General features: G+C 74.0%; 13 protein-coding genes. 3 read left to right on the plus strand and 10 right to left on the minus strand.

What is annotated here, in order from left to right; genetic code table 11:
* Positions 1–291 precede the first annotated feature (291 nt).
* The 3 genes from IEJ02_RS16460 to IEJ02_RS16470 all read right to left on the minus strand — a co-directional run bounded on the left by IEJ02_RS16460 (position 292) and on the right by IEJ02_RS16470 (position 2638).
* Positions 292–1008: a class F sortase gene (locus IEJ02_RS16460; protein ID WP_223863950.1), complete on the minus strand. Its 717-nt coding sequence runs from the start codon at positions 1006–1008 to the stop codon at positions 292–294.
* Between the two features lie 42 nt (positions 1009–1050).
* Positions 1051–1686 carry a hypothetical protein gene (locus tag IEJ02_RS16465; RefSeq protein ID WP_191065585.1) on the minus strand — a complete coding sequence of 212 codons (636 nt, stop codon included), beginning with the start codon at positions 1684–1686 and terminating at the stop codon, positions 1051–1053.
* Positions 1687–1855: 169 nt separating this feature from the next.
* The gene (locus IEJ02_RS16470; RefSeq protein ID WP_137978147.1) at positions 1856–2638 is read right to left on the minus strand and encodes an HAD-IIA family hydrolase; all 783 of its coding nucleotides are present in this window, start codon (positions 2636–2638) and stop codon (positions 1856–1858) included.
* A gap of 224 nt (positions 2639–2862) precedes the next feature.
* Between IEJ02_RS16470 and IEJ02_RS16475 the strand changes: the two genes are divergently transcribed.
* Positions 2863–3051 carry an antitoxin gene (locus IEJ02_RS16475; protein ID WP_137978148.1) on the plus strand — a complete coding sequence of 63 codons (189 nt, stop codon included), beginning with the start codon at positions 2863–2865 and terminating at the stop codon, positions 3049–3051.
* A gap of 64 nt (positions 3052–3115) precedes the next feature.
* Here IEJ02_RS16475 and IEJ02_RS49895 read toward each other — a convergent pair whose 3' ends face one another.
* Positions 3116–4864, minus strand: a complete 1749-nt coding sequence (locus IEJ02_RS49895; RefSeq protein WP_191065586.1) for a hypothetical protein — start codon at positions 4862–4864, stop codon at positions 3116–3118.
* Between the two features lie 124 nt (positions 4865–4988).
* A complete protein-coding gene (locus IEJ02_RS16485; RefSeq protein WP_191065693.1) occupies positions 4989–6317 on the minus strand; it encodes an ROK family protein in 1329 nt (442 codons plus the stop codon).
* Positions 6318–6385: 68 nt separating this feature from the next.
* Between IEJ02_RS16485 and IEJ02_RS16490 the strand changes: the two genes are divergently transcribed.
* Together IEJ02_RS16490 and IEJ02_RS16495 are read left to right on the plus strand one after the other, a co-directional pair.
* Positions 6386–7489, plus strand: coding sequence for a Gfo/Idh/MocA family protein (locus tag IEJ02_RS16490; RefSeq protein ID WP_191065587.1), 1104 nt, complete (start codon positions 6386–6388; stop codon positions 7487–7489).
* Entirely contained in the window at positions 7486–7971 is a 486-nt protein-coding gene (locus IEJ02_RS16495; RefSeq protein ID WP_191065588.1) for a heme-degrading domain-containing protein, read from the plus strand. The genes IEJ02_RS16490 and IEJ02_RS16495 overlap by 4 nt, the downstream gene beginning before the upstream one ends.
* 2 nt (positions 7972–7973) lie before the next feature.
* Here the strand turns inward: IEJ02_RS16495 and IEJ02_RS16500 are convergent, their stop codons facing one another.
* The 5 genes from IEJ02_RS16500 to IEJ02_RS16520 form a co-directional block, all read right to left on the minus strand.
* A complete protein-coding gene (locus IEJ02_RS16500; RefSeq protein WP_191065589.1) occupies positions 7974–9548 on the minus strand; it encodes a hypothetical protein in 1575 nt (524 codons plus the stop codon).
* A gap of 195 nt (positions 9549–9743) precedes the next feature.
* The gene (locus IEJ02_RS16505) at positions 9744–10610 is read right to left on the minus strand and encodes a fumarylacetoacetate hydrolase family protein (protein ID WP_137978154.1); all 867 of its coding nucleotides are present in this window, start codon (positions 10608–10610) and stop codon (positions 9744–9746) included.
* 138 nt (positions 10611–10748) lie between these two features.
* Positions 10749–11408, minus strand: coding sequence for a YidC/Oxa1 family membrane protein insertase (locus tag IEJ02_RS16510; RefSeq protein WP_191065590.1), 660 nt, complete (start codon positions 11406–11408; stop codon positions 10749–10751).
* Between the two features lie 322 nt (positions 11409–11730).
* Positions 11731–12519, minus strand: a complete 789-nt coding sequence (locus tag IEJ02_RS16515) for a class E sortase (RefSeq protein WP_191065591.1) — start codon at positions 12517–12519, stop codon at positions 11731–11733.
* A 92-nt stretch (positions 12520–12611) separates the two neighbouring features.
* Complete coding sequence (locus tag IEJ02_RS16520; RefSeq protein WP_191065592.1) at positions 12612–13934, minus strand: DUF445 domain-containing protein; 1323 nt, start codon at positions 13932–13934, stop codon at positions 12612–12614.
* Between the last annotated feature and the right edge of the window lie 21 nt (positions 13935–13955).

Consider the following 13955-nt stretch of genomic DNA (forward strand, 5'->3'; position numbering starts at 1 on the left):
GGCAGGGGCGCAGCCCCAGGCAGGGGCGCAGCCCCGGGCGCGGCCTCGGGCGGGGGCCAGGGCACAGCCCCGAGCGGAGGCGGGGGCACCACCCCAGGCGCAGCCTCAGGCGGGGGCCAGGGCACAGCCCCGAGCGGAGGCGGGGGCACCACCCCAGGCGCAGCCCCGGGTGCAGGCCAGGGCGCGGCCCCGGCCCGGGGCACAGCCCCGGGTGGGGGTGCAGGGGGCGGAGGCCCATGGTTTCGGGAAGGGGCGGGGTGGGGGGTTTGCTCGCCGTAGGCGGGCACCCGCTCACCGCCTCGGCTCGTGCGCATTGCGGCTGCCTGCCGACACATGGCCGGGAGAGCCCGTCGTGCCCGTCAGGTAGGCCGAGACGACGACGTTCGCCGAGTACGTCCGGGTCGAGCGGTCGTACTTCCCCCCGCACGTGATCAGCCGCAGCTCCGCGCGGTCATGGGACCGCGACCCGTACACCCGCCGCGCGTCGAAGTGCTTCTCCGGCACCACCTCGACGTCCTCGACCGTGAACTCCGCCGTCGTCCCGTCCGATCGCGCGACCCGCACCCGCTCCCCCCGCTTGAGGTCGCTCAGCTCGTGGAAGACCGCCGGTTTGCTCTTCGTGTCCAGGTGGCCGACCAGCAGCGCGGCGCCCGGGGAGCCGGGCTCGGGGCCGGCGCGGTACCAGCCGACCGTGCCGGGGCGGCTGAACGGCGGGGGCTTCACCGCCCCGTCGCGGTCCAGGCCGCTGGCGACGATGGGGGCGCGGACCCCCGCCGCCTCGATCACGACCCGCTTCGGCCGGGCGGAGGCCAGCGGCGCGTGCGCCGGGGGCAGCGGATGGGCGGACGGCCGCCCGACCGCGGCCACGTCCCCGGTCATCGGCGCCGGACCACCCGTCCCCTCCGTCGTGTCCCGGCCCCACATCCACAGACCCAGCAGCAGCGCGGCCCAGGCGAGTCCGATGGCCAGCCGCCCGAGGCCGGAGAAGCGATTCCCGATGCCGTCCATGTTTCCGTCCATCTTGGTATCCAGAATCCAGATCGATGGCGATCAGCTCGCGGTACGGGAGGGATGGCGGCGGCGGTGGACCGCGAGGCCGCCGACGGCCACGGCCGTACCGCCCGAGAGCACCAGGCCGTACGCCTCCGCGGCGCCGATGTCGTCGCGTGGCCGCGCCTCGTCCGGCGCGGTGCCGCCCCCGCCGGCGCGGACGGGGGCGACGGGCGAGGGCGGGCGCTCCACGGCGAGGGCGATCCCGCCCACGCCGCCCTGCCCGTCCGCGCCCGCACCGTCCGTGCCCGCGCCGTCCGCCCCCGTTCCGTCCGTGCCCGTTCCGACCCCGCCCGTTCCGCCCTCGCGTACGAGGCCGCCGCCCGCGCAGTCCAGGGTGACCCGGTGCGCCCCCTTGGCCGCCGTCGAGCGGATCGTCGCCTCGCTGAAGAGCGCGTTCCCCTCGGGCGTCAGCTCCGCGTCGTCCACGAACACCGGCGACGAGGCGGTGGCCACCCGGTCCGGGCAGCCGAAGGCCCAGACCTCGACCTCGGCGCCGGGGGCGAGGGCCCGCGGACTGATCCGGATCGTGGTGGTGGCGGAGTGGCGCTGGTCGGCGAGGGCCGGAGCGGCGGCCGTCACCGCCGCGACGGCGGCGCATGCTGCGGTACAGAGAGTGAGTGCGACAACGCGCATGGTGAACCTCCCGATACCAAGAGGCTCACGCGCCCGGCAGGGCCCCGCATCCGCTGCGGGCGCCTACTGCGCCATCCGGGGCACAGGGCTCAACGGCGGGTCGTGCCCGGGCTCACCGGCGGGTCGTGCCAGCGCTCACCGGTGGGTCACGCCCGGGCTCACCGGCGGGTCATACGATGCGTTCCACGAGGTCCGCGATGGACTCGACGACCGTGGACGGGCGGTACGGATACCGGTCCACCTCTGCCGCCTTGGTCACCCCGGTGAGCACCAGGAAGGTCTCCATCCCGGCCTCGAGCCCGGCCCGCACATCCGTGTCCATCCGGTCGCCGATCATCGCGCTGGACTCGGAGTGGGCGCCGATCGCGTTCAGCCCGGACCGCATCATCAGCGGATTGGGCTTACCGACGAAGTACGGCTCCTGGCCGGTGGCCTTGGTGATCAGCGCGGCCACCGAGCCGGTGGCGGGCAGCGCGCCCTCCGCGGAGGGGCCGATCTCATCGGGGTTGGTGGCGATGAACCGCGCCCCGTCGTTGATCAGCCGGATGGCCTTGGTGAGCGCCTCGAAGCTGTACGTACGGGTCTCGCCGAGCACCACATAGTCGGGCTCGACATCCGTAAGGACGTAGCCGATGTCGTGCAGTGCGGTGGTCAGCCCCGCCTCGCCGATGACATACGCGGTGCCGCCGGGGCGCTGCTCGTCCAGGAACTGGGCGCTGGCCAGCGCCGACGTCCAGATGTTCGCCAGCGGGACGTCGAGCCCGATCCGGGACAGCCGGGCGTGGAGATCGCGCGGGGTGTAGATGGAGTTGTTGGTGAGCACAAGGAACGGCGTATCCGATTCGCGCAGCCGCTTGATGAAGGCGTCGGCACCGGGCACCGGTATGCCCTCGTGCATCAGCACACCGTCCATGTCGGTGAGCCATGACTCGATCGGCTTGCGCTCTGCCACTGGTTGCTCTCCGCTCGGAATCGACCTCTGGCGACGACCTCAGCCTAACCGGGGAAAGTCCGGGGGAGACCGCCCTGTGTTCCGGAGCACGGTCCGTTCGCCGTCCGTTCTCGCTCCGTCCCAGCGCGACAGATCCGCACAGGTGTCTGATCCTGGGGAAGGGGCGGAATCCGCCCCTCCGTGGAACGAGCCGGACCGTAAGGCCGGACCGTAAGGAGGCCACGATGGGCATGATGGACAAGCTCAAGGGCGCGATCAGCAAGAACCCGGACAAGGCCCGGAAGGGCGCTCGTAAGGGTGGCGAGGCCGCGGACAAGAAGACCGGCGGCAAGTACTCGGAGCAGATCCAGTCCGGCTCGGACAAAATCGACGACGAACTGCGCCGCCGGGGCGAAGGGCCCCGGGGCCAGTAGTTCGTACGTGCGTCGGACGACGTGAGGGCGTCGGGACTGTCGGGGCAGCGGGGCTGTCGAAGCGTCAGACCCCCGAGCGCCGGGACCTCACCACGAGGACGGTTCCGCAGGTCACGAGCGCGGCGCTGATGACGCCGAGCCCCGCGAGCAGGGCGGCGTGACGGCCCGTCGCGGCGAGCTCGGGCATCCGCTCGTGCTCGCGCTCGTGGCCGCCCTCCTCCTCGTCACGGCCGTCACCACCGGTGCCGGTGCCGGTGCCGGTGCTGGTGCTGGGCTCGGCCTGGGGCTCGCGCCCGGTGTCGGTGCCGGGATCGGCTTCGGCGTTGGGATCGGTTTCGGTGCCCGGGTCGGATTCGGCGCCGGGGTCTTCGGTCTCCGTGGCCGGCCCGGTGTCGGTGCCGAGGTCGGTCCCCACGTCCGTGCCGGGGTCGGTCTCCGTGCTGAGGTCGGTGTCCGTGTCCAGGCCCTCGTCGAGGTCGGTACCGGTGTCGGTACCGGTGCTGGTGTCGGTGCTGGTGTCGGTGTCGGTGCTGGTGCCGGTGTCGGTGCTGGTGCCGGTGTCAGTACCCGTCTCGGTGTCGGTACCCGTATCGGCGTCCGCGCTTGAGTCCGAGCCCGGGTCGGTGTCGGCCCCGAGGTCGGTGTCCACGTCCGTATCGACATCCGCGCCCAACTCGGTATCCGTATCGGTATCGGTATCCGCTCCGGTCCCCGCGTCCTCTTCGGCGCTGGGATCGGTGTCGATGTCGGCCTCCGCGCCGACGTCGGCGTCCGCCTCCGTGTCGGCATCAACGTCGCTGTCGGCACGGGGCGGCACCGCGGCCGGGCTGCTCTCCTTATGGGTCGCACCGGAGCTTCTGGTGGCGCTCGGCTTCCGGCTCGGCGCGGCCGAGGCGGTCTCCTCGGACGTCCGGCTCGGCGTGGCCGTGGGGCGCTTGGAACGGGTGGTCGGCTGCGGAGCGGGCTCGGTCTCAGTGGCCCCGCCGGTGGCGGCTCCGGCGCCGACACCGGTATCCGTCGTCTCGGTCTCCGTAAGCCCGCCGGAGCGCGTGGCCGCCCTCGTACGCGTTCCGGCGTCCGGGCCCGTGGTTCCGGCACCGGTGCCGGTAGTACCGGCATCCGCACCCGTAGTACCGGAGTCCGTACCCGAACCCGATTCCGAATCCGTTCTCGTACCCGAATCCGTACTCGTGTCCGAACCCGTACTCGTACCCGCCCCCGTACCCGTCGCCGCCCCGCCGATGCGGAAGACGTAGTCGTTCGACTGCCCCACCCAGTCGCCGTCGTCCGCGCGCCGCTGTACGGCGATCGCGTTGGCCGTCACCGGCCCCTCGGGCGCGTCCGCGGTGAAACGCGTGCGCACCTGGACGTCGACGGTCTTGTGCGCGGGCACGGTGAAGCCCTTGAAGTGGTCGTCGAAGACCCCGATGTTCTCGTCCTCGTCCGTGGCCTGGAAGGAGACGGTCCGCCAGGTGGCGCCGCCGTCCGCGGAGGGGTCCAGGAACTCGAAGCCGATATGGCGGGGCCGCAGTTGACGGGCCTGGTCGACCAGGACGGCGATGGGGTGGACGGCGCGGCAGCCGGTGCCCGTGGCGTTGCGCAGCTCGAGGTGCCAGCCGCGCCAGCCGCCGCCCGGGGCGTACTGGTCCGGCCCGCCGCGCAGATGGGCTTCGATCGGGAAGTCGGAGGCGTTCCGGTCCCCGCAGGCGGCGGGCTCGGCCTCGGCGGCGTACGCCGGGACCCCGTAGAGGGCCGGGGCGAACGCGAGCGCGGCCGCCGGAAGGACAGCTCGTAGGGACAGTGCGGTGGGCAAGCGCATGAGTGACCTCTGCTGTGCTGCGGTTTTCCCCGAGCACTCCGCTACATTCCGCGTCCGCACGCCGACACACCGCACCGGGCCCGGATTGCCCCCGACTGGCGGTCAGGATCCCCCTCGATCAGCCCAGTGCGAACAGCGGGGCGAGCACCAGCCGGGCGGCGCCCTCGACGACGGCCCGCTCGCCCCGTTCCACGACGTCCACGGAGACCGGGGGGCGGCTGGCGCGGGCGGAGTCCTCGGCGATCATCGAGGCCACACCGCGAACGTACGGCTCGGGGTCGGCCAGCACCATCCGGCCGCCCAGGAGCACCCGGTCGATGTCGAGGAGCCGTACGAGGTTGGTCGCGCCGATGCCGAGCAGCCGCGCCGCGTCCGTACGGTCGCCGCGCGCGACGGCGGCGAGGCACAGCGCCTCCAGACAGCCGTTGTTGCCGCAGTCGCAGGGCGGCCCGTCGAGCTGTATCACCTGGTGCCCGAACTCCCCCGCGTCGGTCCGCGCGCCCCGGTACACACCCCCGCCGAGCACCAGACCGGCACCCAGGCCGGTGCCCAGGTGGAGGTACGCGGCCGACTCGGCGGTCCCGGCGGTCACCAGCCCGAGCGCCGCGGCGTTGGTGTCCTTGTCGAGGACGACGGGGAGGGCCAGCCGCTCGGCGAGGGCGTCGCGCAGCGGGAAGCCGTCCCACTGGGGGAAGCCGGTGACGCGGTGCAGCACGCCGGAGCCGTGGTCGAGCGGTCCGGGCGCGGCGACGCCGACGCCGAGCAGCCCACCGCCCAGGGCGAAGCCGCTACCGGCGCCCGCCGCGACGTCGCTACCGGCGCCCGCCGGGCCGCCGGTCCCGCCGAGGTCCGCGCCGCCGGTCCCGCCGAGGTCCGCGACACCGCTCCCGCCGAGGTCCGCGCCGCCGGTCCCGCCGCCCGCCGCGATACCACCACCGCCACCGGCGCCCGCCGCGACGTCGCTCTCGGCGCCCGCCGCGCTCTCGCCTCCCGCCGTTCCGCCCGCCACGCCGCTGGCCGCCGCGTCCGCCAGGAGCGCCCTGACCTCCGCCGTCGCCGCCGCGAGCGCCTCCTCCGCGGGGGCGCCGAAGTCGAAGGGGGCCGAGCGGGCGGCGACCGGGGTGCCCGCGAGGTCGACCAGGACCGCCGTCACCTCGTCGCGGTCGAGCTGGAGCCCGATCGCGTGGCGGGCGTCCGGGACCAGGCGGAGCGCGGTGGGCGGTTTGCCGCCGGTCGAGGCACGCTGACCGGCCTCCGCCAGCAGCCCCTCCGCCCGCAGCCGGGCCGTGATCTTGCTGACGGCCTGGGGGGTGAGGCCGGTGCGCCCGGCCAGCTCCGGCCGGCTGACGCCGTCCTCGCCCGCGTCCCGCAGCAGTCGCAGGACGAGTGCGGCGTTATGGCTGCGCAGGGCGGTCAGATTGGCTCCGGGCCCGCCCGCTCCGGACATCGTGCTGTTCACCCCTCCATTGTGGCCACCGCTTGCACTTTGACAACACTGTTGCCAAAGTGGCTTTCATGGATGCCACCGATGACAGCAGCACCACCCGCCGAGTGGGACTGATCGGGTACGGCCTGGCCGGATCCGTCTTCCACGCCCCCCTGATCGCGGCTACCGAGGGGCTGGTCCTCGATACCATCGTCACCTCCAGCCCGGAGCGGCAGCGGCAGGCGCGCGCCGAGTTCCCCGACGTCCGGCTCGCGGACTCCGCCGATGAGCTGTGGGCCCGGGCGGATGAGCTGGACCTGATCGTCATCGCCTCCCCGAACCGCACCCATGTCCCGCTCGCCCGCGCCGCCCTCGAGGCGGGGCTGCCGACCGTCGTGGACAAGCCGCTGGCCGCGACCGCCGCCGAGGCCGAGGAACTGGCCGCGCTCGCGGAGGCCCGTGGACTGCTGCTGACCGTCTTCCAGAACCGCCGCTGGGACAACGACTTCCTCACCCTCCGCGCGCTGCTCGCCCAGGGCGCGCTCGGCGAGGTGCAGCGCTTCGAGTCCCGCTTCGAGCGGTGGCGGCCGCGGCTCAAGGGCGGCTGGCGGGAGTCCGGCGACCCGGCCGAGGTCGGCGGGCTGCTGTACGACCTGGGCAGCCATCTGGTCGACCAGGCGCTCACCCTCTTCGGCCCGGTCGAGTCCGTCTACGCCGAGGTCGAGGTGCGCCGCCCCGGGGCGCAGACCGACGACGACACCTTCATCGCCCTCACCCACACCGGCGGGGTCCGCTCCCATCTGTGGATGAGCGCGACCACCGCCCAGCTCGGCCCGCGCTTCCGGGTGCTGGGCAGCGAGTCGGGCTATGTGAAGTACGGCCTCGACCCGCAGGAGGCCGCCCTGCGCGAGGGCCTGCGCCCCGGCGACCCGTCCGTCGCATGGGGCGCCGAGCCCGAGGGCGACTGGGGCCGGCTGGGCGCGGGAGAGTCCCCGGCGACCGGCGGCGGCGCTCCGGTGGAGACCCTCCCGGGCGACTACCCCGCGTACTACGCCGCCGTCGCCGCCGCCCTCCGCGACGGCACCCCGCCGCCGGTCACCGCCGCCGAGGCCGCGGCCGCCCTGCGGGTACTGGAAGCGGCCCGGGTGGCGGCCGCGGAGCGCCGTACCGTCCGGATCGAGGTCCCCGCATGAGCGAGCACACCGACGCGACCTCCCTCGTGGCGGAGCTGGAGGAGCAGGAGCGCCGGCTGCGGCTGCCCCGCTTCGACAACGACGACGCCTGGCGGCTGGGCTGCCTCATCGCCGACCTGGCCCAGGAGCGCGGCGCCGCCGTGACGATCGGCATCCAGCGGGCCGGTCAGCGCCTCTTCCACCGCGCCCTGCCGGGCACCTCCCCGGACAACGACGCCTGGCTGGAGCGCAAGTGCCGGGTCGTGGAGCGCTACGGGGCCAGCTCGTTCCTGGTCGGCACCCGCTTCCGCGCCAAGGGCAGCAGCTTCGAGGAGTCCTCGCGCCTCGACCCCGACCGGTACGCCGCGCACGGGGGCGCCTTCCCGATCCATGTGACGGGCACGGGCGTCATCGGCGCGGTCGCGGTCTCGGGGCTGCCGCAGGCCGAGGACCACGCACTGGTGGTGGAGGCGCTGGAGCGGTTCTCGCTCACCGGGCCCTGACGCTACGTGTCCACCGGGCCCTGACGGACGGACTCCGCCCGGGTCCGGGTCCGGGTCCGGCGGCGTACGGCGTACAGCGCTCCCAGAGCGAGCACGAGGGCACCGCCCGTCCCCCCGTACAGCCAAGGCAGCGTTTCCGGCTCGGCGGTGGCGGCGGTGGCCTCCAGGGCCACCGGGGCGCTGTCGTTCGCCGGGCGCGGGTCGTGTGGCGGGAAGTCGGGGTTGGGGACGGCCTCGACCCGGCCCCGCGCACCGTGGACCTTCTTGTCGATGTGCAGGCGGAAGCCCATCCCCGCGCCCGCCCCCGGCCCCGACGCCGCTCCCTCCGCCGACTCGGGGCACTCGGCCACCGCCCCCCGGCGCAGGATGGTGCACAGCGGCTGTCCGTCGTCCTCCGGCCCGCCCACGATGCGCGTCCCCCGGGGCGCCGTGAACCGCACGGACCAGGCGCTCTGATCCCAGTACGACAGGTCCAGGTCTCCCTCCCCCCGCGCCCGCACGCCGACCCGGACGGGCACCGTCTCGCCGACCCGGCCCCGGGCGGGCCGCGCGACCGCGTCCAGGTCCACCTGCCGGTCGAGCCCCACCGTGGCCTCGCTGAGGGATTCCCTGAACCGACCGCGGTCCGCCGACGCGTCCGTCAGCCCGAGCGGCCGGCCCTTGCCCGCGGTGCCGGGGTACGGCTCCTCGTCGGGGTCGTACGCGGGGTCGTCGGGGCTGCCGAGGGCGTAGACGGTGATGGAGAGGTGGCTGTACAACCGCCGCTTCGACGCGGTGACTCCGAGGGGCCCGTCCGTGACCGCCGACTGACCCGGCTTCAGCGAGCGCCCGAAGACACACCGCAGTTCGGGATCGAGGTCCGTGCCCTCCTTACGGCAGTTGCGGTACCTCGGAGTGATCCTCTGGTCCCCGCCCGCGCCGACCGCGATGCCGAAGCCGTTGCGCGCGGGGATCCCGCCCTCGTTCCGCACGGCCACCCGGAGCGGCAGCGGAGCGCCGGGCCGCAGGCGCTTCAGGCTGCCCCGCTCGCCCACGGTGAGCTTCGGCACCCCGACGATCACCGCGGTACTCCCCGCGGCCGCCGAACCGTCCTGGGACGCGCGTACGGTGACCCGGGCGTGGTCGCCGCGCGTGCTCCCCTCCGCCGGGCGCAGCCGGAAGGGACGTACGGTGCTCGGCTGCCCGCCGTTCCAGGCGCGGTACGAACAGGTCACCCGGGCGCCCTCGCGGCGGCAGGAATCGCTCAGCCGGCGGACCGTGGCGACCCCGGCCAGCCGTGAGGTGTCGATGACCACCGTGACCCGCCCCGCCCGCTTCGGCACGACGGAGAACGCCAGGTCCATCGACCGTTCGTCGTTGCCCGGCTCCGGAACATAGGTGTCGGCGGGCAGATCCTCGACGCGCACCTGCCCCGAGTGGTCGTCCGCCCGCGCGGACGGCACAGCCGCCGTGACCGCGGTGGCCCCCGCCACCGTCAGAATGAGCGCGGCACGCGCGACAGCTCTCGCCGCGCCCTTCGCCATGCCTGCCGCGTTCGCCACGCCTGCCGCGAAGGAGACAGCCCCCGTGTCCACCACTGCTTCACACTCCACCGTGATCAAGAATCCGGGGAAAGACGTTCGCCGTGAGCATGTGGTTCCAGCATCGGATGGGCCCGTCCAGACGCCCGAGAATCAGACCCCCAAGAATCAGACGCCCGAGAAGGCGGGCCACCCGGGCAAGTGAGCCCGAGTGGCCCCGGGGCCGTCGATGGGCCCCGGGGCCGTCGATGGTCAGGCGTCCTTGAACTCCTGGCGCTGGCGGCCCAGCCCGTCGATCTCGAGCTCGACGACATCGCCGGCGCGGAGGTACGGCTTGGGCTCGGGGCGGCCCATGGCCACGCCCGCCGGGGTGCCGGTGTTGATGACATCGCCGGGGTAGAGGGTCATGAACTGGCTGAGGTAGCGGACCACGTGGGCCACGCCGAAGATCTGGTCCGCCGTGCTGCCGTCCTGCTGGAGCTCGCCGTTGACCCAGAGGCGCAAGCCCAGGGCCTGCGGGTCGGGGACCTCGTCTGCGGTCACCAGCCAGGGGCCCAGGGGGTTGAACGTCTCGCAGTTCTTGCCCTTGTCCCACTGGCCGCCGCGCTCGATCTGGAAGGCGCGCTCGGAGACGTCGTGGGCCACCGCGTAGCCCGCGACCGCGGCGAGGGCGGCCTCGTCGGAGTCGAGGTAGCGGGCGGTGCGGCCGATGACGATGGCGAGCTCGACCTCCCAGTCGGTCTTCACGCTGCCGCGCGGGACGAGGACCGTGTCCTCGGGGCCGACGACCGTGTCCGGGGCCTTCATGAAGATGATGGGCTCTTCCGGGATGCTGGCGCCGGTCTCGGTGGCGTGGTCGTGGTAGTTCAGCCCGATGCACACGATCTTGCCGATACGGCCGAGCGGCGGGCCGATCCGCACCCCGCCGTCCTCGATCGCGGGCAGCGCGTCGTCCCCCTCGGCGGCCGCCGCCGCGCGCACCCGCGCGAGGGCGGCCTCATCGGCGAGGAGGGCGCCGTCGATGTCCGGGACCAGGGCGGACAGATCGCGCAGGGTGCCGTTCTGATCGAGCAGCGCGGGGCGTTCCGCGCCCGCCGGTCCGACTCGCAGCAGTTTCATCCCAAGACTCCCGAGGTCACAGGCCGGTGCGAGGCGCCTACCGGCCGATTGATCCTCCCTTCAGGGGCGTCCAGCCCGCAAGACCTCGTTCACGGACTGGGACATCGGTCTCAAGGGTGACCGCGGCGAGGGTCGCCGTCAGCGGTGCAGCAGGGCCCGCTCCACCGCCGTCCAGGTCGTGCTGGTGGCCAGGTAGAGCGCCGCCGCGAGCGGGACCACGGCGGCGGTGACGAGGGTCCCGAACGACAGCAGCGGCAGCGCCCGGGCCACTCCGGGCGCACCGGGGACGGTCGCCTTACGGGCGCGGAGATACGTCCAGGTGGCCACGGCCGCGAGCAGCGCGAAGAGCCCCAGGTAGACCAAGCCCGGCCCGCCACTGAGCACCCCGCCCCAGTGGGCGCCGAGCGGGGCCCCGGCCAGCGTGTGGTCGAGGAGGTCTCCGGCGCCGCTGCCGGTGGAGAACACGTGGTACATCACGAAGAAGACCGGGAGCTGGGCGAGGGTCGGCAGACAGCCCGCCAGCGGTGACGCGCCCTCCTTCGTCTGGAGCTCCGCCACGGCGCGCCGCATCCGCTCCGGGTCGTCCCGGTGGGTGCGGCTCAGCTCGGTGATCTTCGGCGCGAGCGCGGCCCGCGCCTTCTCGCCGCGCACCGCGGCCCGGGCGAGGGGGTGCAGCGCGGCGCGGACGCACAACGTGAACAGGACGATGGCGGCCGCCGCCGCGGACGGGCCGAAGAGCGGATCGAGGCCGTCCGCCATCGTGGTCAACAGGGAGCCGAGGGAAGAGAAAAGGGACATGGGAGCCCTCCGCGGGTCTCGTCGTGCCGGAGTGTGGAAGACATCGGCGTGACGAGCCGCGTGGCGCGGCGGTACGGATCCTGGACCTTCCGGGGCTCCGCCCCGGACCCCGCTCCTCAGACTCCCCCAGCTACCGCTGGGAGGTGCCCCCTGGAGGGGCTGAAGGTACGCCGTACAGCGATATGGGTGCGCCTACGAGACGCAGCCCCCGCCTGGGGTCTGGGGCGCAGCCCCGGCCCGGGGTCTGGGGCGGAGCCCCGGTTGTGGGAAGGGGCGGGGAGGGGAAAAGCCCGCCGCAGGCGTCACGATCCGTCGGACTCCCCTAGCGGCCCCCGCCGACATCCCGTGGGGCCGCAGTCCGCAGCCGGGCCCACACCACCAGGCGGTAGCGGGAGGTGAATTCGGGGGTGCAGGTCGTCAGCGTGAGGTAGTAGCCCGGCTCGGTGTAGCGGTAGCGAGGGTGGACGGAGCTGTACGGCACCCGCGCGATCACCGTTCCGTCGGCGGGCGAGGTCCGCGGCAGGGTGCGCTCGATCACGTACGTATAGCGGGCGTCGGCGGTGTCGATGCGCACCGTGTCGCCCGCGCGCACCTCGTCCAGCTGCCGGAAGGGCTCGCCGTGGGTGTTGCGGTGGCCCGCGAGGGCGACGTTGCCCGCCTGGCCCGGCTGAGCGGTGCGCGGATAGTGGCCCACATAGCCCTTGTTGAGCACCGCCGCGCGGCTGATGCCCTCGGCGATGGGCACCGTAAGGCCGATACGCGGGATCCGGAGCACCGCGTACGCCTGGTCCCGGCGTGGCCCCTGGCCCCCGGCGCCACTCCCGGTCGGCCGGTCACGGTCACGGTCGCGGTCACGGCCGCGGCCGTCCCCCCGCGCGGAATCGGAGGATCCCGTCGCCCCCGGTGTCGGCGCCGCGGACTCCGACGCCCCGTCCTGCCACCGCCGCTCCAGCACCGACACCTCGTGCCGTGCGTCCGCCCTCGCCTGACGGTTGGTCCACCACAGCTGGTGGACGACGAAGAGCAGCACCACGACCCCGAGGGTGACGGCGAGCTCACCGGCCGTCCACAGCCCCCGGGCGAGCACGGCACGCCCTCCACGACGTCGCACGCGCGCACCATAGGCCAGGCCGCGCACACCTTCCAGAGCCGCGGCGCGGCAATCCGCCGGGCGCCGCAGGCCAACCCGGCACCGCCCGCGCGCTATCCGCCCAGCGCCCGCGAGACCGTATAGATCACCAGCCCGGCCAGGGCGCCCACCACCGTGCCGTTGATCCGGATGAACTGCAGGTCCCGGCCGATGTGCGCCTCGATCTTCCGCGAGGTGTGGTCCGCGTCCCAGCTCGCCACCGTCTCGCTGATCAGCGAGGTGATCTCGTCCCGATACGTCGTCACCACATAGACGGCGGCGTCCTCCAGCCAGCCGTCGATCTTGTCCCGCAGCCGGCGGTCCGTCACCATCCGCCTGCCCAGCGACAGGATCGCCGCCCGCGCCCGCTGCCGCAGCTCGCTGCGCTCGTCCTCGGCCGCCGCGACGATCATCGCCCGCACCGAGGCCCAGGCCGAGGCGATGAGGTCCTGGACGTCGCCGCGCCCCAGCACCTCGCTCTTCACCCGCTCTACCCGCAGCCGGGTGTCGGTGTCGGACTGCAGGTCCCCGGCGAAGTCGGTGAGGAAGCGGTCCAGGGCGCCGCGCGCCGGATGGTCGGGCATGTCCCGCATCTCGGTCACGAAGCGCAGCAGTTCCCTGTAGACGCGCTCGCCGACCTTGCGGTCCACGAACCGCGGCGTCCAGCCGGGCGCGCCGCCGGTCACCGCCTGCATCACCGAGTCGTTGTGCTCCACCAGCCAGTCGTGGGCGCGCAGGCACACCAGGTCCACGGCGCGGCGGTGGCCGCCGTCCGCGACCACCCGCTCCAGCAGCTTGCCCAGGCCCGGCGCGATCTCCTGGCTGTCGGCCCGGCGGGTGATCGCCTCGCCCACCACCGCCTGCACATCGGAGTCGCGCAGCACCGTGAGCGCGCCGCGCAGCGCGGTGGCCAACTCCGCCGTCACCCGGTCGGCGTGCTCGGGCTCGGCGAGCCAGGTGCCGAGCCGGCTGCCGATGCCGACCGCGCGCAGCCGCATCCGTACGACGTCGCCGGAGAGGAAGTTCTCCCCGACGAACTCCCCGAGGCTGGCCCCGAGCTGGTCCTTCTTGGTGGGGATGATCGCCGTATGGGGAATCGGCAGCCCCATGGGCCGCCGGAAGAGCGCGGTGACCGCGAACCAGTCGGCCAGGGCGCCCACCATGCCCGCCTCGGCGGCCGCGGCCACATAGCCGGGCCAGCCGCCGATGCCGGAGGACCGCGCCCAGGTGGCGAGCACGTACACCAGTGCGACGCCGAGCAGCAGCCCGGTGGCGAACGCCTTCATCCGGCGCACCCCGCGCCGCCGCTCCACGTCGAGGGGGCTGTCCGCGACGAAGGGCACGGCCGCGCCCCGAGCCGGCGGAGCCGCCGTCTCACCAGTCGTTCTTCGCTCCATACGCTCCACCTGGTCGGCCCG

This window comes from Streptomyces sp. 5-10 (assembly GCF_014712245.1).
Classification (GTDB): Bacteria; Actinomycetota; Actinomycetes; order Streptomycetales; family Streptomycetaceae; genus Streptomyces; species Streptomyces violaceusniger.

Bases quoted from the DNA above. Each gene is read 5' to 3' on its own strand.
- IEJ02_RS16460 (WP_223863950.1), bottom strand. From the start codon at position 1,008: ATGGACGGCATCGGGAATCGCTTCTCCGGCCTCGGGCGGCTGGCCATC.
- IEJ02_RS16465 (WP_191065585.1), bottom strand. From the start codon at position 1,686: ATGCGCGTTGTCGCACTCACTCTCTGTACCGCAGCATGCGCCGCCGTC.
- IEJ02_RS16475 (WP_137978148.1), top strand. From the start codon at position 2,863: ATGGGCATGATGGACAAGCTCAAGGGCGCGATCAGCAAGAACCCGGAC.
- IEJ02_RS16485 (WP_191065693.1), bottom strand. From the start codon at position 6,317: ATGTCCGGAGCGGGCGGGCCCGGAGCCAATCTGACCGCCCTGCGCAGC.
- IEJ02_RS16490 (WP_191065587.1), top strand. From the start codon at position 6,386: ATGGATGCCACCGATGACAGCAGCACCACCCGCCGAGTGGGACTGATC.
- IEJ02_RS16495 (WP_191065588.1), top strand. From the start codon at position 7,486: ATGAGCGAGCACACCGACGCGACCTCCCTCGTGGCGGAGCTGGAGGAG.
- IEJ02_RS16505 (WP_137978154.1), bottom strand. From the start codon at position 10,610: ATGAAACTGCTGCGAGTCGGACCGGCGGGCGCGGAACGCCCCGCGCTG.
- IEJ02_RS16510 (WP_191065590.1), bottom strand. From the start codon at position 11,408: ATGTCCCTTTTCTCTTCCCTCGGCTCCCTGTTGACCACGATGGCGGAC.
- IEJ02_RS16520 (WP_191065592.1), bottom strand. From the start codon at position 13,934: ATGGAGCGAAGAACGACTGGTGAGACGGCGGCTCCGCCGGCTCGGGGC.